Origin of the sequence: Nonomuraea candida, assembly GCF_000725485.1 — a bacterium.
In the GTDB taxonomy this organism is placed as follows: domain Bacteria; phylum Actinomycetota; class Actinomycetes; order Streptosporangiales; family Streptosporangiaceae; genus Nonomuraea; species Nonomuraea candida.
Window position 1 is genome coordinate 64,306 of record NZ_JOAG01000016.1, and the last position, 20,344, is coordinate 84,649.

Sequence of the window (20,344 nt, forward strand, 5' to 3'; positions counted from 1 at the left end):
CGCGGTGGGGATTACCTCAGCCATCCACGTCTGGCGGCCTCGACCCCAGCGTGGAAGCGGGATTGAGCGCCCAACTCGGTCATGGCGTCGGCGAACCTGGCGCGTACCGTACGGACCGAAAGGCCGAGCTGGCGGGCGATGGACTCGTCGCACATGCCCTGCGCGGCCAGGCGCATGACCTGGATCACGCCGTCGCCCCTGCGGCTCCAGGGCAGGGGCAGGGCGCGCGCCCACAACTCGTCGAAGAGCGAGGTCAGCACGCCGACCACCACGGAGGTGCGCACGAGGTAGAAGTGGTAGGCGTGGTCGGGCAGGTTGCCGCCCCAGTGCGCGGGCAGGCCGGCCACCTCGGGGCCCATGGTCATGAACCAGCTCGGCACCCGGTCCAGCGTGCGCACCCTGCCGCCGGCCTCGACGAGGCGGGTGAGCTGGTCACGGACGCCGGGGAGCAGGAGGGTGGAGACCGGGATGATCGCCTGAACGGTAAGCAGGTTTCGTTCTTGCGCATCAATCCATGGATCCGCAAATTTCCGGGCAAAATCCACCATTGTGCGTTCGTCGGGAAGTGCGGTGAGTAATGACATCGGTGGTGTTTGACACTGTACGGCGATGCCGATCACGCTCTCGTACAGGATGTCGGCCCCGCTCGCCATCTCCACCGGGAAAGCGCCATTGCGATAGTCACGGCCGGCGTCATAGTCGCGGATCAGCCCGCGGATGGAGCCGAGCGCCGAGTCGATTCTGCGGCTCTCCTCCGCCAGCCGGTCGAGGCGTTCGGCGATCAGCCGGCCGAGCGCCGCGGCGGGATGCCGGGCGAGATATTGACCGGATTGTTCGTCAATGACGCCCAGTTTGACGAGATCGTCCAACTGGCGGCCGACTTTTTCGACCGGATCGTCCATCGCCTGCGCCAGATCCGAACGGGTCGCCCTGTGCAGGCGCAGCACCGCCGAGTAGAGCTCGGTCTGGGCCGGGTCGAGACCCAGCGTCTCCAACGGGTCGGACGCGATTCGGGGCTCGTTGCGCATTCTGGGCGGCTCCGTCGGGGGGACACGGGCGTGCGGTGAGGATAACCCCGCATTGCGCCGCTGTCCGGATGTTGCGCCGACTCGTTCCAACCACCGTGCAACTTCGTGCAATTGCACGTTTGCACATTGCGGTGTGCCGCTGAGTGACGCAGGCTTTACCCAGCGTCGGCATCCAGCCAAGGGCGCGGTCGCGCCGGCCATCAGGACGCGGAGGGGGGTTCGGTGGTTGCGTTGCGCGGCCACCGCCCGGATGCCGGTGGCCGGGGGATGGGACGGATCACCGACCGTCCCATCCCCCGGCACTTTGGCGATGCCGGGAGCACGTCGGACCGTGGGGGTTCACGCGTGCTCCCGGCATCTTTGTCCCGGGCCTTCCGCGATGGGACCCGCTTCCCTGTCCCGGCCTTTTCCCTGTCCCGGCCTTCCGTTTCTGGGACCGGCCTTCCGTTTCCGGAATCTCCTGGGGCCCGGGCGTCCGTCCGGGAGCTGTGCTCCAGGGTTTCGTCCCGGTATCCGGGGTCCTGGCCCTGTTCGCTCCTGACGCTCGTCACGGCTTGTGCGCGCCCGCCCTCCGTGCGGTTTGGAGGCAGGCCCTAGACTTGGTGGAATCAGTGCGAGGCAGGAGGGGGCCGCGGCATGTCCAAGTTCACCGAGATGGGTTTGACCTTCGATGACGTGCTGTTGGTGCCGGGCTATTCAGATCTCCAGCCAGGGGAGGCCGACACCCGATCGCGCCTGTCCCGGGGCATCACGCTGTCCATCCCGCTGATCTCCGCGGCCATGGACACCGTCACCGAGGCCCGCATGGCCGTCGCCATGGCGCGCCAGGGCGGCATCGGCATCCTGCACCGCAACCTGTCGGTCGAGGAGCAGGCCCAGCAGGCCGACCTGGTCAAGCGGTCCGAGGCCGGCATGGTCACCAACCCGGTGACGTGCAGCCCCGACGACACGCTGGCCGACGTCGAGCGCCTGTGCGCCACCTACCGTATCTCCGGGGTGCCCGTGACCGACGTGTCCGGCACTCTCGTCGGCATCGTCACCAACCGCGACATGCGCTTCGAGACCGACCAGACGCGGCCCGTGCGCGAGGTCATGACCAAGATGCCGCTCGTCACCGCCCCGGTCGGGGTCTCGCGTGACGACGCGTTCGCCCTGCTCAGGCAGAACAAGATCGAGAAGCTGCCGCTGGTCGACGCCGACGGCAGGCTGCGCGGCCTGATCACGGTCAAAGACTTCACCAAGAGCGAGCAGTACCCGCTGGCCACGAAGGACGCCGACGGGCGGCTGATCGTCGGAGCGGCCATCGGCGTCGGCGGCGACGCCGAGCTGCGCGCCAAGGCCCTCATCGAGGCCGGGGTCGACGTCGTGGTGGTGGACGTGGCCCACGGCCACTCCAAGGGGCTGGCCGACATGATCGCCAAGATCAAGGCCAACAGCAAGGTCCAGGTCATCGGCGGCAACATCGCGACCAGGGCCGGCGCCCAGATGCTGGTCGACGCGGGCGCCGACGCCGTCAAGGTGGGCGTGGGCCCCGGCTCCATCTGCACCACCCGCGTCGTGGCCGGGGTCGGCGCGCCGCAGGTCACGGCCATCTACGAGGCCTCCAAGGCGTGCGCGCCCGCCGGGGTGCCGGTGATCGGCGACGGCGGCCTGCAATACTCCGGCGACATCGTCAAGGCGATCGCCGCCGGGGCCGACACGGTCATGCTGGGCTCGCTGCTGGCCGGGTGCGAGGAGTCGCCCGGTGAGCTGATCTTCATCAACGGCAAGCAGTTCAAGTCGTACCGCGGCATGGGCTCGCTCGGCGCGGTGCGCAACCGCGAGCGCGGCGGCACCTCCTTCAGCAAGGACCGCTACGCGCAGGCCGACGTCGGCGGCGAGGACAAGTACATCCCCGAGGGCATCGAGGGCCAGGTGCCCTACCGCGGCCCGGTCGCGGCCGTCGCCCACCAGCTCGTCGGCGGGCTGCGCCAGGGCATGTGGTACGCCGGCTGCCGCACGATCGAGCAGATGCACACCGACTGCGAGCTGATGCCGATCACGGCGGCGGGCCTCAAGGAGAGCCATCCCCACGACATCCAGATGACCGTGGAAGCTCCGAACTATCACAGAAGGTAAGTTCATGACTCAGCAGGTGGAGATCGGCCGGGGCAAGGCCGGGCGGCGGGCGTACTCGCTGGACGAGATCGGCCTCGTGCCGTCGCGGCGCACGCGTGACCCGGAGGAGGTCTCGATCGCCTGGCAGATCGACGCCTACCGGTTCGAGCTGCCCGTGGTCGTCGCTCCCATGGACAGCGTGGTCTCGCCGGCCACCGCCATCGAGATCGGCCGGCTCGGCGGCCTGGCCCCGCTCGACCTCGAAGGGCTGTGGACGCGCTACGAGGACCCGCTGCCGCTGCTCGAAGAGTGCGCCGCCCTCGACCAGGAGGCGGCCACCAGGCGGCTGCAGGAGATCTACGCCGCGCCGATCAAGGAAGAGCTGATCGGCCGCCGGATCGAGGAGATCCGCGCCTCCGGGGTGACCACCGCCGTGCGGCTGTCGCCGCAGCGCACGGTCCAGTACCACAAGACCGTGATCGACGCGGGCGTCGACATCTTCGTCATCCGCGGCACCACGGTCTCCGCCGAGCACGTGTCGGGGCGGGCCGAGCCGCTCAACCTCAAGCAGTTCATCTACGAGCTCGACGTGCCGGTCATCGTGGGCGGCTGCGCCACCTACACCGCCGCCCTGCACCTGATGCGCACCGGCGCGGCGGGCGTGCTGGTGGGCTTCGGCGGCGGCGCCTCCCACACCACCCGCAACGTGCTGGGCGTGGCCGTGCCGATGGCCACCGCCATCTCCGACGTGGCCGCCGCGCGCCGCGACTACCTCGACGAGTCCGGCGGGCGCTACGTGCACGTCATCGCCGACGGCGGCATGGGCACCTCCGGCGACATCGCCAAGGCCATCGCCTGCGGCGCCGACGCCGTGATGGTGGGCTCGCCGCTGGCCCGCGCCGCCGAGGCGCCGGGTCACGGGTTCCACTGGGGCTCCGAGGCGCACCACCCCGACCTGCCGCGCGGGCGCCGGGTGGAGTTCGGCACCGTGGGGACTCTGGAGCAGATCCTGCACGGGCCGTCGAGCGTGGCCGACGGGTCGATGAACCTCATGGGGGCGCTGAAGCGCACCATGGCGTCCACCGGCTACTCCGACATCAAGGAGTTCCAGCGGGTCGAGGTCGTGGTCGCGCCCATCCAGCGCTGAGCCGCCCGCCCAGGGGCCGCCGCCTCCGTGCCGGGCCGCCGCCTCCGCCCGCGGGGCGGCGCCTCCGCCCGTGGGGCGGCGCCTCCGCCCGTGGGGCGGCGCCTCCGCTGGCGGGGCGGCGCCTCCGCTGGCGGGGCGGCGGCCGACGTAGGGTTTCGGCATGGAATCGCTCGAAGACCGGGTCGCCCGGCTGGAGAAGCAGGTCGCCTACCTCAACCGCCACCTCGGCATCGACCCCAGGTTCATCGACTCGCTCGCCGAGGGGCCGTCGCTGCCGCCCGACTTCTACCGCGAGCTGGGCAGGGGCAAGCTGGTCAAGGCCATCAAGATCTACCGCGAGGCCACCGGGTCGTCCCTGCTCGTGGCCAAGAACGCGGTGGAGGCCATGGCCAAGCAGGCCAGGAGCATCGAGTAGCACACCACAGGCGCCGAGTGTCGTACCGCGCGGCTACGGTGGGGCGTTATGCCGGATGTCGAGCAGGTGTTCCGCGCGGAATACGGCAGGGCCGTGGCCGTGCTCGTCCGCGTCTTCGGTGACATCGACCTGGCCGAGGAGGCGGTGCAGGAGGCGTTCGCCGTGGCGGTGCGCCAGTGGCCGCAGGCCGGCCCGCCGCCCAGCCCGGCCGGCTGGATCATCACCACCGCGCGCAACCGGGCCGTCGACCGCCTGCGCAGGGAGGCCGCGCGGCACGGCAAACACGCCCAGGCCGCGCTGCTGCACGCCCCCGCCGAGCCGGTGGCGGAGGGGGCCGTGCCCGACGAGCGGTTGCGGCTGATCTTCACCTGCTGCCATCCCGCGCTGGCCATGCCCGCCCGGGTGGCCCTGACGCTGAGGTTGCTGGGCGGGCTGACGACCGCCGAGATCGCGCGCGCGTTCCTGGTGCCCGAGCCCACCATGGCGCAGCGGCTGGTCAGGGCGAAGGGCAAGATCCGCGCGGCGCGGGTGCCGTACCGGGTGCCGGGGGAGGACGAGCTGCCCGGGCGGCTGGGCTCGGTGCTGGCCGTGATCTACCTGATCTTCAACGAGGGGTACACCGCCAGCTCCGGCGAACGGCTCGTACGCGAGGAGCTGTGCGCGGAGGCCATCAGGCTCGGGCGGCTGCTGACCACGTTGCTGCCGGACGAGCCCGAGGCCGTGGGCCTGCTGGCGCTCATGCTGCTCATCGAGGCGCGGCGGGCGGCGCGCACCGGGCCGGACGGCGAGCTGGTGCCGCTGGCGGAGCAGGACCGCGGGAGGTGGGACCGGGCGCTGCTGGCGGAGGGGCAGGAGCTGGTGCGGTGGTGCCTGCGGCGGGACGAGCCGGGGCCGTACCAGGTGCAGGCGGCGATCAACGCGGTGCACGGCGACGCGGCGCGCGCGGAGGAGACCGACTGGGAGCAGATCCTGCGCCTGTACGACCTGCTGCTGACCCTCACGCCGACGCCCGTGGTGGCGCTGAACCGGGCGGTGGCCGTGGCCGAGGTCGAGGGGCCGGAGCCGGCGCTGCGGCTGGTGGACGAGACCGGGGCCGGGGGCTACTACCTGTTCCACGCCATACGCGCCGGGCTGCTGCGGCGGCTGGGGCGGGAGGAGGAGGCGGCGCGGGCGTACGCGGCGGCGATCGAGCGGGCGGGCAACGCGGCGGAGCGGGAGTTCCTGCGCCGGTCCGCGCAGCGGAGCGTCCCCTGAGATCGGAGGGCGCCGGGGGACGGGCCGAACACCTGCTCGCTACATTGGGCGCGTGAGAATCGCGGAGGCAAGCGACAGGGACGCCGTCGAGCGGCTCGTCCACGACGCCTACACGCCGTGGATCGAGATCGTCGGCATGCGGCCGCTGCCGCTCGAAGCCGACTACGCGGCGCTCATCGCCGCCGGCCGGGTGCACGTCACCGACGGGCTGGAGGGGCTCATCGTGCTCGTCCCCGAGGACGGCGCGCTGCTGGTGGACAACGTCGCCGTCCGCCCCGAGTTGCACGGCCGGGGCATCGGGCGGGCCCTGCTGGCCTACGCCGAGCAGGAGGCGCGCCGGCTGGGGCTGCCCGCCGTGTGCCTCTACACCAACGTCAAGATGGCCGCCAACATCGCCCTGTACGCGTCTCTCGGCTACGTCGAGACCGGCCGCCGGGGCATCGAGGGCCGCTCGGCCGTGCTGATGCGCAAGCGGCTCACCCCGTGAGGACGCCGAGCAGGTGGCTGACCTCGCGGGAGACCGCGTCGCGGCCGGCCTTGAGGTATTTGCGGGAGTCGACGACCCGCTCGTCGTGGGCCAGGTAGTCGCGCACGGCGCCGGTGAACGCCTTGTTCAGGTGGGTCGCGATGTTGATCTTCTTCATGCCGCGGCGCACGGCCTCGCGCAGCACGTCGTCCGGCACCCCCGAGGAGCCGTGCAGCACCAGCGGCACGGGCACCGCCGCGCGCAGCTCGGCGATGAGCTCCAGGTCGAGGACCGCGTCCTTGCTGGTCATGGCGTGCGAGGTGCCCACGGCCACGGCCAGCGCGTCCACGCCGGTGCGGGTCACGTAGTCCACCGCCTCGTGCGGCTTGGTACGGGCGCCCGGCGCGTGCACGCCGTCCTTGCCCCCGACCTCGCCCAGCTCGGCCTCCACCCACACGCCGCGCTCGTGGCACCAGGCCGTCACCTCGGCCGTGGCGGCGACGTTGTCCTCGTCGGGCAGGGCGCTGGCGTCGTACATCACCGAGCCGAGGCCCAGCGTCACCGCCTCCTCGACCAGCGCGCGGTCGGTGGCGTGGTCGAGGTGGACCGCGACCGGCACCTCCGACCGGCGCGCCACCGCGAGCGCGGCCAGCGCGATCGGCTCCAGCGCGCCGTGGTAACGCACGCAGTTCTCGCTGATCTGCAGCACGACCGGCAGGCCGAGGGCCTCCGCGCCGGCCACGATGGCGGTGGCGTGCTCCAGCTGGATCACGTTGAACGCGCCCACCCCGGCGGGTGACTGGCTGACGATGTCGCCGATGGCGGCGAGGGGCATGGCGGGCTCCTTACGTGATGACGATCTGGGGGTGGATGGCGGAGTAGACGCCGGGGTCGAACTCCCCGGCCACGGGCATGGCCACGGCCGCCGCGCCGAGCGCCGCGGCCCGCCTGAGCCGGTCGGGCCACGGCTCCGACTCGACCAGGCCCAGCGCGAGCCCGGCGACCAGCGAGTCACCCGCTCCCGTGGGGTTGCCGCGCACGGTGTACGGCATGCGCGCGGAGAAGGTGCCCTCCCCGGTGACGGCCAGCAGCCCGGCGGCGCCCATGGACACCACCACGGCCGCCGCGCCCCGGTCGCGCAGCGCCTGGGCGCCCTCTTCCGGGGTGCCGCCGGGGACGGCCCTGGCCAGCTCTTCCGCGTTGGGCTTGAGGATGGCGGGGCGGCCCTCGGGCGCGTGGCGCAGGGGGTCGCCGTCGGCGTCCACGATGGCGGGCACGCCGTGGTCGGCCGCGAGGGCGGCCAGGGTGGCGTAGGCGTCGGCGGGGACGCCCCGGGGCAGGCTGCCCGACAGCACGACCGCGCCGGCGCCGGCCAGGAGCCGCTCGTAGTGCCGGACGAAGCCGGCCAGCTCGGCGGGCGTCACCTCGGGGCCGGGCTCGTTGAACAACGCCGTCCGCCGCGCCCCGCCGCCGCCCGGCGCGCTGCCCTCGTCGGGCGGGCCGCCGCCCGGCGAACCGGCGCCGTCCGCCGCGCCGTCGTCGTAGTCGGGCGGGCCGCCGCCCGGCAGCCCAGCGTCGCCCGTCCGCCCGCCGGAGGGGGGAGGGAGGTCGCAGATGGCCAGGGTGGTGCGGGAGTCGGCGGCGATGGGGTGCAGGGCGGCGGGCAGGCCGGCCGCCCGCAGGTCGGCCTCGACGGCGCGGCCGGTCGGCCCGCCGGCCAGGCCCGTGACCAGCACGTCGCGGCCGAGCGCGGCCAGCACCCTGGCCACGTTGACGCCCTTGCCGCCCGCGCGCCGGTGCACCGAGCCGACCCGGTTGACTCCGTCCCAGTCGACGCCGGGCACCTCGTAGGTCACGTCGAGGGCGAGGTTGAGCGTCACCGTGAGGATCATCAGGGCTCCGTGGTCCAGACGCCGTCCTTCAGCACGCCGTCCACCTCCAGGTCGTCGGAGAGCACCACCAGGTCGGCGGCCTTGCCGACGGCGATCGAGCCGATGCGGTCGGCCAGGCCCAGCACCCGCGCGGGCGTGAGCGAGGCCACCTGGACCGCGTCGGGCAGTGACAGGCCCATCTCCCGCACGCCGCGCCGGAAGGCGACGTCCATGGTGAGCGTGGAGCCCGCGATCGAGCCGCCCTCGGCCAGCCGGGCCACGCCTTCGCGCACCCGGACCGCCATGGGGCCCAGCACGTAGTCGCCGTCACCGAGTCCGGTGGCCGACATGGCGTCGGTGACCAGCGCGGTCCGGCCGGGCCCGGCCACCTCGTAGGCCAGCCGCAACATCGCCGCGTGCACGTGCACCCCGTCGTTGATCAGCTCGACCGTCACCCGCTCGTCGTCGAGCAGCGCCGCGATGGGCCCCGGCGCGCGGTGCCCGAGCTGCGGCATCGCGTTGTAGAGGTGGGTGGCCACGCTCGCGCCCGCCTCGATGCCCTCGATCGTGCGCTCGTAGTCGGCGTCGCTGTGCCCGATGGCGGCGATCACGCCCTCCGCGACGGCCGCCCTGATCGTGTCGAGCGCGCCGGGCAGCTCGGGCGCGATGGTCAGCATGCGCACGTGGCCGCGCCCGGCCTTCACCAGCCCCGCGAACTCCTCGGGCGAGGGCTCGCGCAGCAGCGCCGGGTCGTGCGCGCCGCAGCGGGCCCCCGAGATGTAGGGGCCCTCGAAGTGGATGCCGGCCAGCAGCCCCTCCTCGCACAGCTCGGCCAGCGCCGACGCCGCCCTGGCCAGGCCCTCGACCGAGTCGGTGACCAGGCTGGCCATGGTGGTCGTGGTGCCGTGGCGGCGGTGCAGCGCCACCGCCGCACGCGCCTGGTCGAGGTCGCCGGTGGGGAAGGAGCCGCCCGCGCCGCCGTGGTTGTGCAGGTCGACGAAGCCCGGCACGACGTGCCGGCCGCCCAGGCCGAGGCCGGGACCGGGGGCAGATCCGTGGCCGACGTGCGTGATGCGGCCGTCTTCGATGGTCAGCCACCCTTCGTGCACACCTTCGGGCGTCACGATCCTGGCGTCGGCAAGAGTAAGGCTCATGAAGAAAGGATCACAGATCGCGTGAGGTGCATGGGCTCGTCGGGGTTCAGCCCTCGGGCGAAGGCCCGCGCCACGGCGACCCGCTGGGCCCTGATCAGCTCGGCCATCGGGTCGAGCGTGCTCTCCAGGAAGGTGCCGCCGGTCTGCTCGACCTGCGCGCGCAACCCCTCGGGGGCGGCGCCGAGCATCCACGTCACCCGCCCGGGCGCGGCGATGCTGATCGGGCCGTGCCGGTATTCCATCGCCGGGTACGCCTCCGTCCACGACCGGGACGCCTCGCGCATCTTCAGCGCCGCCTCCAGGGCCAGGCCGACCGACCAGCCGGCGCCGAGGAAGCTGAACTGCTCGGCCGTCACCAGCGTGTCGGGCAGCGGCTCGGACACGGCGCGCTCGGCGTCGTCGATCGCCTGCGTGAGGTCCTCGCCCAGGGCGGCGCGCAGCAGCGCGAGCTGCGTGGTGGCGAACCGGGTCTGCACGACCGAGCGCTCGTCGGCGTAGTCGAGCACGACGACCTCGTCGGCGGCCGACATGATCGGCGTGTCGGGGTCGGCGGTGATGGCCGTGGTCCGGGTGGAGACCCTGCCGAGCAGGTCGAGCACCTCGGTCGTGGTGCCCGAGCGCGACAGCGCCAGCACGCGGTCGTAGCGGCGGCCCTCGGGGAACTCGGAGGCGGCGAACGCGTCGGTCTCGCCGTGCCCGGCCCGCTCGCGCAGCGTCGCGTACGCCATCGCGATGAACCACGACGTGCCGCAGCCGACGACGGCGACCCGCTCGCCCTCGCGCGGCAGCGCGTCGACGGGGACGCTCGCGACGGCGCGCCGCCAGCAGGACGGCTGGGACGCGATCTCGGCCTCGGTGTGGGTGGTCACCACATGCCTCCCATGTTTGATTGTTTCTGACTTTTTTATAGCAGAACACGGCAGCTTTGAACATCGGTGGCTCTGGTGCCCCAGGTTGTGCCACGCTTGCTCCTGTTCCCCCATCCCCTAGGGAGGCCCTGGTGTCCCGCTATGACCGCTGGAACGCCATCCTGGAGCTGCTGGCGCAGGAGGGCAGGCTCTCGGTGGAGGAGGCCGCACAGGCGCTCGACGTCTCCACCGCGACGATCAGGCGGGACTTCGACCAGCTCGCCCAGCAGCAGATGCTCATGCGCACCCGGGGCGGCGCGGTGGCCCAGAGCGTCAGCTACGACCTCCCGCTGCGCTACAAGACGGCCCGGCACGCCGACGAGAAGCACCGCATCGCGCTGGCCGCGGCCGAGCTGGTGACGCCCGGCGCGGTGATCGGGCTCAACGGCGGCACCACCACCTCCGAGCTGGCGCGCACCCTGGCCACCATCCCCTCCCTGGAGAGCGGCTTCACGATCGTCACCAACGCGCTCAACATCGCCTCCGAGCTCACCGTCCGCCAGCACGTCAAGATCGTGGTGACCGGCGGGGTGGCCAGGCAGCAGTCCTACGAGCTCATCGGGCCGCTGGCGAGCGGGGTGCTGGAGCAGGTGACGCTCGACGTGGCCTTCCTCGGCGTCGACGGGCTCGACGTCGAGCTGGGCGCCTCGGCCCACCACGAGGGCGAGGCCAGCGTCAACAACCTGCTGCTCAGCCGGGCGGCCCAGGTCGTCGTCGTGGCCGACTCCTCCAAGGTGGGCCGCAGGGCCTTCTCCCGCATCTGCCCGATCGGCCGGATCGACACCCTGGTCACCGACGCGCAGCTCTCCGACGCGCTCGCGGGCGAGCTGACAGACGCGGGCGTCAAGGTCGTACGCGCCTAATCCCGGCGTATGCCCTGATCAGCTCCTCACCGGCGGTTACAGGACAAGCCTTGCGCGGGTAGGTACGTAACGCAGGCGACGGCCGTTCCAGGGGGAGTTATGACGTCGGCAAAGAGCGCGGCCAGGCTCGGGCCCGCGGAGCGGGCAGAGGCGCTGCGGCGCATGCGGGCCCGGGAACTCGACGTGGTCGTGGTGGGCGGCGGCGTCACCGGGGCGGGGATCGCGCTCGACGCCGTGACCCGCGGGCTCGACGTGGGCCTGGTGGAGGCGCGCGACTTCGCCTCCGGCACCTCCTCGCGCTCGTCCAAGCTGATCCACGGCGGCCTGCGCTACCTGGAGCAGCTCAACTTCGAGCTGGTGCGCGAGGCGCTGCAGGAGCGCGCCCTGCTGCTCCAGCGCCTCGCGCCGCACCTGGTCAGGCCGGTGCCGTTCCTGTTCCCGCTGACGCACTACGGCTGGGAGCGGCCGTACGTGGGGGCGGGCGTGGCGCTCTACGACACGCTCGGCTTCGCCACGGGGCTGACCAGGGGCGTGCCCGGCCACCGGCACCTGTCCAGGTCGCGGGCGCTGCGGCTGGCCCCGGCGCTGAAGAAGAGCGCCTTCACCGGGGCGGTCCAGTACTGGGACGCCCAGGTGGACGACGCGCGGTTCGTGGTGGCCGCGCTGCGCACCGCGGCCACGTACGGCGCGCACGTCGCGCAGCGGGCGCAGGTGGTGGGGTTCCTGCGCGAGGGCGAGCGGGTCACCGGCGTGCGGGTGCGCGACCTGGAGTGCGGGGAGGACTTCGAGATCCGCGCCCGGCAGGTCGTCAACGCCACCGGCGTCTGGACCGACGACATCCAGGAGCTGGTCGGCGGCCGGGGCCAGATCCACGTCCGCGCCTCCAAGGGCATCCACCTCGTCGTGCCGCGCGACCGCATCCACTCGCTGACCGGCATCATCCTGCGTACGGAGAAGTCGGTGCTGTTCGTGATCCCCTGGGGCCGCCACTGGATCATCGGCACCACCGACACCGAGTGGACGCTCGACAAGAGCCACCCCGCCGCCTCCCGCACCGACATCGACTACCTGCTCGACCACGTCAACGCGGTGCTGTCCGTGCCGCTGACCCGCGACGACGTGGAGGGCGTCTACGCGGGGCTGCGTCCGCTGCTGTCGGGCGAGTCCGACGAGACCTCCAAGCTGTCCAGGGAGCACGTGGTCGCGCATCCCGTGCCGGGGCTGGTGATGATCGCCGGCGGGAAGTACACGACCTACCGGGTCATGGCCAAGGACGCCGTGGACGCCGTGGCGCACGGGCTCGACCAGCGGGTGCCGCGCTCGTGCACCGACCGCATCCCGCTGGTGGGCGCCGAGGGCTACCAGGCGCTGTGGAACTCCCGCCACCGCATCGCGCAGGACTCCGGGCTGCACGTGGCCCGGATCGAGCACCTGCTCCAGCGCTACGGCACGCTGATCGACGAGGTGCTGGAGCTGGTCGAGCAGGACGACTCGCTGGGCCGGCCGCTGTCGGGGGCCGACGACTACCTGCGGGCCGAGATCGTCTACGCCGCCACCCACGAGGGGGCCCGGCACCTCAACGACGTGCTGACCCGGCGCACGCGCATCTCCATCGAGACCTTCCACCGGGGGGTGGCGGTGGCGCGGGAGGCGGCGGAGCTGATGGCGGGGCCGCTCGACTGGGACGGCGAGCAGGTCAAGCGGGAGGTGGAGTACTACACGAAGCGGGTGGAGGCCGAGCGCCGCTCGCAGGAGCAGGACTCCGACCACGAGGCCGACGCGATCAGGCTCGGCGCGCCGGAGATCGTCCCCGTCGTCGTGCCCGAGCACACCTGAGCCCCCGCCGTGCCGGAGGGGGATGGGCGGCCCGCGGCGCTGCGGGATCCGCGGACCGCCCGTTCCTGGATGGTTCCCCTAGCTCACGACGGCGGGTAGCGCGTGGCGTCGTGGATGTCGAGCAGCGGCTCCTTGACGCCGTCGCCCGAGTCGTCGGTCCAGTTGAAATTGCCGGTCGAGACCAGCGTGCCGCGCACCGCGAGCGAGCCCGCCCGCGTCGTCGGCTTGTTGCCGCCCGAGGTGAGCAGCGCCGCCGCGCCCGCGACGTGCGGGCTGGCCATCGAGGTGCCGCTGATCGTGGCGTAGCCGCCCGCGCGGTACGTCGAGTAGATGCAGGTGCCCGGCGCCGTGATCTCCACCCTGGAGCCGTAGTTGGAGTAGAACGCCGAGGTGTCGTCCTGATCGGTCTCGCTGCGGCACGAGAGCGTGCTGCCCCCGAGGCCCCCGGCCAAACCGTCGTTGTCGGTCAGCGCGGAGACGGTGACCACGTCGGCGTGGTTGGCCGGGAAGAACGAGGAGGTGTTGGCGCGGCTGTTGCCCGCGGCCACCACGACCACGATGCCGGCGTTGACCGCGTTCGTGATCGCCGTGCTGATCGCGCTGCTGGAGCAGCCTTGGCAGCCCAGGCTCAGGTTGATGACCTCGATCGTGGAGGCGCGCGCCACCACCCAGTTGATGCCGGCGGCGATGCCGGACAGGGAGCCGGAGCCGGAGGCGTTGAGCACCTTCACGCCGTGGATGCGGGCGCCGGGCGCGACGCCCACCGGGCCGATCGTGTTGTCGAGGGCGCCGACGGTGCCCGCCACGTGCGAGCCGTGGCCGTTGTCGTCGGTGCCGGAGTTGTTGACGCAGAGGCCCGTCAGGCAGTTGGCGCGGGCGACCACGTTCAGGTCGGGATGGGTGTGGTCCACGCCGCTGTCGACCACGGCCACGTCCACGTCGATGCGGACGTCGTCGACGCCGTCGATGTCCAGGTTCGGGTTACTGGGGCCGAAGATCCGGCGCACGCCCGTGGGGACGGTCTGCACGAACGCCCTGACCTCGGCGTCGGGCTCCACGCTGATGACGTTGGGCGCGTGCTTGAGCTCCTCCGCGGCCTTCGCGCTCAGGCGGGCGGTGTAGCCCTTGAATGCGTGCTCGTACACGCCGACGAGGTCGCCGCCGAGCTCGGCCACCTGGTCCTGGGCGGCGCCGTGGGTCCCGCGGGTCGCCGGGTCGAGCTGGACGATGTACGTGCCTTCCGGCGGGGCGGCTGCTGAGACGGGGAGCGGCGCGGCGAATAACGCCAGCGCGCCGACGAGCGATGCGAGCAGGGGGGTGCTTGGTCGCATGGCAGCGTGGGCCCTTCCTCGATCTGGGACCGGGGCCCGTTATGACACGAACCAACCGGTCCGACACTGGGGTGTAAGCAGAGTTTTCCCCCTTTGTTGGGATAAGTCCATAAAAAGGGTGCCGATTCGCTACGAAACGGCACCCTTTGGTTGCTTAACGGAGTGGGATCCAGGCTTGTGAGGTGAGGGTCGTCGCGTCATTGACCTGGACGCCCTCGTACGAGAGCGTCCACAACGACTCACCGATGATCAGCGAGCGCTGGATGCCCGGCTGGTACGGGTAGTCGCCGCGCTGCGTCGGATGCCGGACCATGCCGACCTCCTTGACGCCCGAGTCGTCGATCTTCAGCACCAGCGCGCCCGACCCCTTCTGCGTGGTCAGCGGGATCACCGACAGACCCGTCTTCGGCCAGTACAGGAACGCGTGCGGGTCCCACTCGGCCTCCGAGCCGGAGTCCTTCTGGAACAGCTGCGACAGGCGGCGCGGCGCGGCCGGGTCGCCGACGTCGAACAGCGAGACCTGCGTGCCCAGCGTCCTGCCCTTCTCGCTGGCCTCCTGCCCGATGCCGATGAGCCGGCCATCGCCGGCGGGGTGCAGGTACGCCGAGTACCCGGTGATCTTCAGCTCGCCCGTCACCTTCGGGGCGGCCGGGTCGCGCAGGTCGAGCGTGTAGAGCGGGTCCACCTGGCGGAACGTGACGCAGTAGCCGACCGGGCCGATGAACCTGACCGAGTAGATGCGCTCGCCCTTGCCCAGGCCGCCGACCTCGCCGACCTTGGCCAGCGTGTCGGCCTTGAGCACGTAGACGGCGCTGGAGCTGGACCGCTCGTCGGCGGAGTCGTCGGTGGTGGCGACGCGGAGGTGGCCGTCGTGCTCCGACAGGGAGTACTGGTTCAGCAGGCGTCCGGGCACCTTGCCGGAGGCGACGTACTTGGGGGCGCCGGGGGAGGCGACGTCGAACCGGTGGATCTCCGTCTCCTCCGGCGGGACGGTGGGGGTCGGGCGCGGGCGCGGGTCCGCGGGTGTCGAGATCGTGGCGGACACGCTCGGCTCCTCCGGGGTGGGCTCCACCGCCGGGGCCACCGCGTCGTCGCCCGGCGAGGCCGGCGAGGTCGTCGTGACCTGGGGCTCCTCGACCGGGAGCGGGCGCACGACGGGGAACCACCAGCGCGGGTTGCTGGCCACGTACAGGCTCTGGCCGGTGCCGTAGACGATGTCGCCGTCGGCGGCCAGGCTGATCGGGTCGGTGCCGGCCGCGGTGACGCCGCGCGCCAGGTCGATGGTGTGCAGGGTCAGCATCGAGGTGCCGGTGTAGTCGGCGGGGTGGCTGACCCGCTCGCACGGGACCGACTGCTTGGTGACGTTCCCCGACGCGTCCGTGACCTCGATCCTGGGCAGCCAGGCCGACGCGGGCGCCTGCCGGACGGCGTCCTGGTTCCGCGCGAGCCGCTCGGCCTCCGAGGCGTCGGGCCGCAGCTCGGGGAAGGTGATCTCGGGCTGGCTGCGGGTGACGAGCCGGACGGTGGTGCCGACCATCCTGGCGTCCACGTACGAGCCCTGCGGCCTGATCGTGCTCAGCACCTTGGGCTCGCCCGCCAGGTCGACCAGCACGTACCGGGTGTCGCCGGGCGGCGGCGGGCCGGCGGTCTTGTACATGATGTCGCCGCCGCGCATCAGCACCAGCGCCCGGTCGCCCGAGACCAGCAGGTCGGCGGGGACGCCGGGGCCGGTTTCCCCCTCCGTCAGCCTGAGCGACGCGGTGACCTTCCTGGTGGCCGTGTCGATGATCCGCAGGGTGCCGTCCGAGGCCGTGATGACCCGGTTGCCGTCGGTCTTGACCAGGTCGGGCTCGTCCACGCCGGCCTCGTGCACGTTGGTCGTGGAGTGCTCCGGCGTGTCGGCCCTGGCCTTGAGCTGGGGGCGGCCCGCCATGGCGTCCTCCGCCACCGCGAACGGCATGACGTTGCCCAGGCCGTACGGGCCGACGTTGCGCGCGGCCTTCTCGCGCAGGCCGGCCAGCAGGTCGTCGCAACTGTCGTACGCCACCAGACGGACGGCGCCGAGCTCGACCCGCGGCGGCGGCCGGTCCGGGGCCCCTCCCGTCGAAGAGGTGCAGGCGGCCGCCACCGTCGCCAGCGCCGCGGCGGTCGCGGCCGTGCGGATCAACGTGTTCATGCCCTCATCACGGCTGCGTGCGCGGGATGGTTCAGGAGCCTCTGGCCGGATTGACGGTGAACGCGGGGCTGAACCTGAGGTCGTCGGGCACTTCCAGCAGCTTGCGCACCAGCCTGCCCTTGAAGTCGACCACCTGGACCTCGTCGTTGTCGCCGTTGTCGTTCTCCCAGCAGTAGAGGTGGGTGGCGTCGTAGAAGCCGAGCACCTTGTCGCAGTCGGAGGAGAACTTGTGCAGGCGCCGGCCCGAGCCCGCGTCCCAGACGCAGTGGTCACCGTCCCCGCCCTTGGGGCAGTTCGTGACGAACTCGCCGCCCGAGGGCGAGAAGATGTCCTGCGTGCCGGCCGACATCGTGCCGATCTCCGGCAGGGAGCGGGTGGCCTTGCCCGAGGTGTCGAAGAAGCGCAGGTCGAGGTTCTTCTCGTCGCCGGAGACGTTCACCACGCCCTCGTCGTCGCCGTCGAATCCGAAGGCGGTCTCGCGGATCGAGGTGTCGGCGACATTGACCACCTCGGCGTCCTTCGTCGCCACGTCCACGATGACGAAGCCGAGGTAGACCCAGTTGTCGCCGTTCTTCTTCTCGATGTTCAGCAGGATCTTCGAGCTGTCCCTGGACCAGGCCCGGATGCTGCTGATCAGCGGCTCCTTGACCGTCTTGATCGTCGCGCGGTCGCCGCTCTCCCGGTCGGTCAGGACGACGAAGTCGTAGTCGTCGGAGCTGTAGCTGCGGCCCCTGGACACCAGGTAGCGGCCGTCGGGGGAGGTCAGGGTCTCCCAGTTGCCCGCGTACTTGCCGAAGCTGCCCTTCAGCGAGCCCCTGGCGTAGTCGATCCAGTCGTCCTTCTTCTCGTCGAACACCTCGTAGGAGGTCAGGACGATGGCGTCGGCCGGGTTCTCGTACAGGGAGATCCGGCCGCCGGGCAGCGTGCGCCTGGTGCCGCTCGGCGGCACCGCGACCTGCCGCGTGGCGGTCGGGTCGGGCTGGGCGGTGTCGGTGGGGCTGGGGCGGTCCGTGTCTCCCGTCCGTTCGGGGTCGGAGGTGTCCCGCGTACGCGACGTCGCGGTGGTCTCCGGGCCCGCCACCGAGGCGCGGTCGATCTGGATGACCACGATCACGCCGACGAGCAGCAGCAGCGCGACCGCCACCGTGATGCCGGCGATCAGCGGGCCCTTGCCGTTCTTGCGTGGCACGTGCGTGTACCCGCCCGGCCCGCCCGGTCCGCCGTGGCTCCCGGGGCCGTACGGCGGGGGCGTGGGCTGGTGCTGCTGCGGCTGGGGGAAGGGGTGGTAGGCGGCCTGCGGGGCCTGCCCCGGGTAGGGCGACGGGCCGGACAGGTGCCCTGACGGCGGGCCCGAGACCGGGCCCGAACCCGCCTGCGATCCGAACGGCGGGCCGGACGTGGGACCCGAGGACGATCCGAACGGCGGGCCGGACGTGGGACCCGAGGACGATCCGAACGGCGGGCCCGAGGCCGGGCCGCCGGCGGGCGAGAAGGGTTGCCCGGCGGCGGGCCGGCCGGGGACCGGTTGACCGGGGCCGGCTTGGCTGGGGCCGGCTTGGCCGGGGGGCTGCCGGCCGGGGGCGGCCTCGGCCGCTCCCTGGGCCAGCATGCCGGAGTTCGCCGCGGGCTGCTGGAGCAGCCGCATGATCACCTGCTCCGCCGTGGGCCGCTGCGCCGGGTCCTTCGACAGGCAGGCCACCACCACGTCACGCAGCGGGCCCTCGCCCAGCGCGCTCAGGTCGGGCTGCTGGTTGAGCACCCGGTTGATCACCGCGGGCATCGTGTCGCTGCCGAACGGCGTCCGCCCGGAGGCGGCGTAGACCATCGTCCCGGCCCAGGCGAACAGGTCCGCGGCCGGCCCGACGGTATGCCCCATGATCTGCTCGGGCGGCATGTACGACGGCGTCCCCACGACCATGCTGCTGATCGTGGAGGTGGCGTTCAGCGCCCGCGCGATGCCGAAGTCGATCACCCGCGGCCCGTCCGAGCCGATGATCACGTTGGCCGGCTTGAAGTCGCGGTGCACGATGCCGGCCTGATGGATCGCGGCCAGCGCCGTGGCGGTGCCGATGGCCAGCCGGTGCAGGACGGAGCCCGTACGCGGCCCCTCCTCCTGCACCACGCGCTGTAAGGAGGGGCCCTCGATGAACTCGCTGATGATGTACGGCCGGTCCTGCTCGACCCCCGTGCCCAGGACGGCGGCGGTGCAGAACGGGGCCACCTGCTGGGCGACCTGGACCTCGCGCAGGAACCGCTCCACGCTCACCTGGTCGCCCGACAGGTCGGGCCGCAGCCACTTGACCGCCACGTTGCCGCCCGCGTGGTCTTTGCCCAGGTAGACGACGCCTTGACCGCCCTCTCCGAGACGGCCGAGGAGTTCGAGACCCCCCAGCCGCTGTGGGTCTCCGGGTCGGAGCGGTGCGAAGGTTGCCATGAAGGGATTCTGGCCCTATGCCACGAATCCGCAAAAACTACCCGCCAGTAAGCCCCCGAATCCCCACCCGCCCCAACGGCCCCACCCGGCGGCCCGGACGGCTCCGGTGACGGCCGCGGTGACGGCTGAGGTGACGGCTGAGGTGACGGCTGCGAGCGTGATGGTGCGTGCGGACCGGGGTTCCGGTCAGTGCCACACGTACAGGTAGTAGTAGACGTACTTGCTGCTCTTGACGCAGGACCAGGGGAAGCCCGTCTTCAGCTTCTGCAGCTTGCCGGCGGCCCGGCACTTCGCCTCGGTGGTGTAGGACCCCTTGAGGTGCCAGACCTCCGCCTGCGCGACCCCGGTGCCGGAGACGAGCACTCCCCCCGCGAGCACCGCGGCGATCGTCGCCTTCCCCGCCAGCCTACGCATCCTCATCCGCACTCCTCGCGACTCCCGATTGCCTCGGGGCGGGCTCCGGTGCCACTGAGCCCGCGCCCCGCGCCGAGCCTATGAACGCCGGCACGAAACCCGCGTCAGGCGAACACCCGACACTTGCGCGGGAATGGAGCGGTCAGGTCAGGGGGTGGCTGACCCAGACGTTGGGTTCGACGTAGACGGCGTGGTCGTGGGGGACGTCGCAGTGGACCGGGGTCAGGGCGCCGGGCACCTCCACCGGGCCCGTGCGGTCGAAGGGGAGGCCCGTCCAGGCGCGCCACTCCGCCAGGGTGCCCGGGACCACCATCGACCGGGGCGCCACCTTGACGATCGTTCCGCCGGCGCGTACGTGCACGCGGAGCCACGGGTCGTGGGGGAGGCCGTCGGGGCGGGTTCTGAAGGCGTACTCGCTCATGGGGGTGTGCGGTTCGAGGTGCTTGTGGTTGGGGCGTACGGGGGCGACCAGCTCGCGGTGGCCCAGGCGGGCGGCGTGGTCGCGCATCACGGCCACCATCACCGACGACAGGCCCTTGCCCTGGAGGTCGCGGCGGACGGTGATCTCCAGCGCGGAGACGGCGTCGGCCGCCAGGCCACGCTCGCGGGCCAGCCGGCCGGACCGGATCACGCCGTCCCATCCGTCGTCGGGCAGCTCGCCGCCCTCCCGGACGAACGGGATCATGCACGCCCGCGCCACCAGCCGCCCCGGCTCGCTGTCGTCGTCGGCCACGAGCACGTGGTCGCGGTACGTCGTCGTGGCGAAGGCGTAGAACAGATCGGCGATGGGGTCGTTCAGGACGAACGGCTGCCAGGTGTGGTCCATGTCCCACAGCGAAGCGGTGAATTCCGGACGTTCGGCCAGTGTCGTGATCTGTAGCGCCATGGGCATCATCCTGCCCGTTCGTACCGACCGGGCGCGTGCCCTTTTCTGGCGCTTCGCGTGCGCT

17 protein-coding genes are annotated in these 20,344 nt (G+C 72.2%); 7 read left to right on the plus strand and 10 right to left on the minus strand.

Annotated elements, in window-relative coordinates; all coding sequences use genetic code 11:
- Positions 1–11: 11 nt before the first annotated feature.
- Positions 12–1,028 carry a helix-turn-helix transcriptional regulator gene (locus IO39_RS17210; protein ID WP_043623576.1) on the minus strand — a complete coding sequence of 339 codons (1,017 nt, stop codon included), beginning with the start codon at positions 1,026–1,028 and terminating at the stop codon, positions 12–14.
- 636 nt (positions 1,029–1,664) lie between these two features.
- Between IO39_RS17210 and guaB the strand changes: the two genes are divergently transcribed.
- From guaB to IO39_RS17235, 5 genes are all read left to right on the plus strand, one after another.
- Entirely contained in the window at positions 1,665–3,146 is a 1,482-nt protein-coding gene (gene guaB / locus IO39_RS17215) for an IMP dehydrogenase (protein WP_043623580.1), read from the plus strand.
- A 4-nt stretch (positions 3,147–3,150) separates the two neighbouring features.
- Positions 3,151–4,272, plus strand: coding sequence for a GuaB3 family IMP dehydrogenase-related protein (locus IO39_RS17220; RefSeq protein WP_211267052.1), 1,122 nt, complete (start codon positions 3,151–3,153; stop codon positions 4,270–4,272).
- A gap of 160 nt (positions 4,273–4,432) precedes the next feature.
- Complete coding sequence (locus IO39_RS17225) at positions 4,433–4,687, plus strand: hypothetical protein (RefSeq protein ID WP_043623587.1); 255 nt, start codon at positions 4,433–4,435, stop codon at positions 4,685–4,687.
- A gap of 48 nt (positions 4,688–4,735) precedes the next feature.
- Positions 4,736–5,941, plus strand: coding sequence for an RNA polymerase sigma factor (locus IO39_RS17230; protein ID WP_043623591.1), 1,206 nt, complete (start codon positions 4,736–4,738; stop codon positions 5,939–5,941).
- Positions 5,942–5,993: 52 nt separating this feature from the next.
- The gene (locus tag IO39_RS17235) at positions 5,994–6,428 is read left to right on the plus strand and encodes a GNAT family N-acetyltransferase (RefSeq protein WP_043623594.1); all 435 of its coding nucleotides are present in this window, start codon (positions 5,994–5,996) and stop codon (positions 6,426–6,428) included.
- Here the strand turns inward: IO39_RS17235 and IO39_RS17240 are convergent.
- The 4 genes from IO39_RS17240 to IO39_RS17255 are packed head-to-tail and all read right to left on the minus strand — an operon-like array spanning position 6,418 to position 10,301.
- Positions 6,418–7,242, minus strand: coding sequence for a class II fructose-bisphosphate aldolase (locus IO39_RS17240; RefSeq protein ID WP_043623598.1), 825 nt, complete (start codon positions 7,240–7,242; stop codon positions 6,418–6,420). The genes IO39_RS17235 and IO39_RS17240 overlap by 11 nt on opposite strands.
- Positions 7,243–7,252: 10 nt before the next feature.
- The gene (locus IO39_RS17245) at positions 7,253–8,299 is read right to left on the minus strand and encodes a 1-phosphofructokinase family hexose kinase (RefSeq protein WP_043623601.1); all 1,047 of its coding nucleotides are present in this window, start codon (positions 8,297–8,299) and stop codon (positions 7,253–7,255) included.
- Positions 8,299–9,432 carry an N-acetylglucosamine-6-phosphate deacetylase gene (nagA, locus tag IO39_RS17250; RefSeq protein WP_043623604.1) on the minus strand — a complete coding sequence of 378 codons (1,134 nt, stop codon included), beginning with the start codon at positions 9,430–9,432 and terminating at the stop codon, positions 8,299–8,301. Before nagA ends, IO39_RS17245 begins: the two co-directional genes overlap by 1 nt.
- On the minus strand, positions 9,429–10,301 hold the full coding sequence (locus tag IO39_RS17255) for an SIS domain-containing protein (RefSeq protein WP_043623774.1): 873 nt from the start codon (positions 10,299–10,301) through the stop codon (positions 9,429–9,431). Before IO39_RS17255 ends, nagA begins: the two co-directional genes overlap by 4 nt.
- Before the next feature lie 131 nt (positions 10,302–10,432).
- On the opposite strand from IO39_RS17255, the gene IO39_RS17260 reads away from it, so the two are divergent.
- Positions 10,433–11,203 carry a DeoR/GlpR family DNA-binding transcription regulator gene (locus tag IO39_RS17260; RefSeq protein WP_043623607.1) on the plus strand — a complete coding sequence of 257 codons (771 nt, stop codon included), beginning with the start codon at positions 10,433–10,435 and terminating at the stop codon, positions 11,201–11,203.
- Between the two features lie 99 nt (positions 11,204–11,302).
- Positions 11,303–13,039: a glycerol-3-phosphate dehydrogenase gene (gene glpD, locus IO39_RS17265; protein ID WP_043623610.1), complete on the plus strand. Its 1,737-nt coding sequence runs from the start codon at positions 11,303–11,305 to the stop codon at positions 13,037–13,039.
- Positions 13,040–13,122: 83 nt separating this feature from the next.
- Here the strand turns inward: glpD and IO39_RS17270 are convergent, their stop codons facing one another.
- From IO39_RS17270 to IO39_RS54505, 5 genes are all read right to left on the minus strand, one after another.
- Positions 13,123–14,370 (minus strand): S8 family serine peptidase, encoded by a 1,248-nt coding sequence (locus IO39_RS17270; RefSeq protein WP_043623613.1) that lies wholly within the window; start codon positions 14,368–14,370, stop codon positions 13,123–13,125.
- 154 nt (positions 14,371–14,524) lie between these two features.
- Positions 14,525–16,546: a beta-propeller domain-containing protein gene (locus tag IO39_RS17275; RefSeq protein ID WP_043623616.1), complete on the minus strand. Its 2,022-nt coding sequence runs from the start codon at positions 16,544–16,546 to the stop codon at positions 14,525–14,527.
- Between the two features lie 31 nt (positions 16,547–16,577).
- Positions 16,578–18,980: a serine/threonine protein kinase gene (locus IO39_RS56755; protein WP_211267053.1), complete on the minus strand. Its 2,403-nt coding sequence runs from the start codon at positions 18,978–18,980 to the stop codon at positions 16,578–16,580.
- Positions 18,981–19,166: 186 nt separating this feature from the next.
- A complete protein-coding gene (locus IO39_RS17285) occupies positions 19,167–19,400 on the minus strand; it encodes a hypothetical protein (RefSeq protein ID WP_043623619.1) in 234 nt (77 codons plus the stop codon).
- A gap of 136 nt (positions 19,401–19,536) precedes the next feature.
- Positions 19,537–20,280 (minus strand): hypothetical protein, encoded by a 744-nt coding sequence (locus IO39_RS54505; RefSeq protein ID WP_052423015.1) that lies wholly within the window; start codon positions 20,278–20,280, stop codon positions 19,537–19,539.
- Positions 20,281–20,344 lie beyond the last annotated feature (64 nt).

Excerpts from the sequence above, each read along its gene's own strand:
- IO39_RS17210 (WP_043623576.1), bottom strand. The coding sequence starts at position 1,028 with ATGCGCAACGAGCCCCGAATCGCGTCCGACCCGTTGGAGACGCTGGGT.
- IO39_RS17245 (WP_043623601.1), bottom strand. The coding sequence starts at position 8,299 with ATGATCCTCACGGTGACGCTCAACCTCGCCCTCGACGTGACCTACGAG.
- IO39_RS17225 (WP_043623587.1), top strand. The coding sequence starts at position 4,433 with ATGGAATCGCTCGAAGACCGGGTCGCCCGGCTGGAGAAGCAGGTCGCC.
- glpD (WP_043623610.1), top strand. The coding sequence starts at position 11,303 with ATGACGTCGGCAAAGAGCGCGGCCAGGCTCGGGCCCGCGGAGCGGGCA.
- IO39_RS56755 (WP_211267053.1), bottom strand. The coding sequence starts at position 18,980 with ATGGCAACCTTCGCACCGCTCCGACCCGGAGACCCACAGCGGCTGGGG.
- IO39_RS17230 (WP_043623591.1), top strand. The coding sequence starts at position 4,736 with ATGCCGGATGTCGAGCAGGTGTTCCGCGCGGAATACGGCAGGGCCGTG.
- IO39_RS17240 (WP_043623598.1), bottom strand. The coding sequence starts at position 7,242 with ATGCCCCTCGCCGCCATCGGCGACATCGTCAGCCAGTCACCCGCCGGG.
- IO39_RS17275 (WP_043623616.1), bottom strand. The coding sequence starts at position 16,546 with ATGAACACGTTGATCCGCACGGCCGCGACCGCCGCGGCGCTGGCGACG.
- IO39_RS17220 (WP_211267052.1), top strand. The coding sequence starts at position 3,151 with ATGACTCAGCAGGTGGAGATCGGCCGGGGCAAGGCCGGGCGGCGGGCG.
- IO39_RS17285 (WP_043623619.1), bottom strand. The coding sequence starts at position 19,400 with ATGAGGATGCGTAGGCTGGCGGGGAAGGCGACGATCGCCGCGGTGCTC.
- guaB (WP_043623580.1), top strand. The coding sequence starts at position 1,665 with ATGTCCAAGTTCACCGAGATGGGTTTGACCTTCGATGACGTGCTGTTG.
- IO39_RS54505 (WP_052423015.1), bottom strand. The coding sequence starts at position 20,280 with ATGGCGCTACAGATCACGACACTGGCCGAACGTCCGGAATTCACCGCT.
- nagA (WP_043623604.1), bottom strand. The coding sequence starts at position 9,432 with ATGAGCCTTACTCTTGCCGACGCCAGGATCGTGACGCCCGAAGGTGTG.
- IO39_RS17270 (WP_043623613.1), bottom strand. The coding sequence starts at position 14,370 with ATGCGACCAAGCACCCCCCTGCTCGCATCGCTCGTCGGCGCGCTGGCG.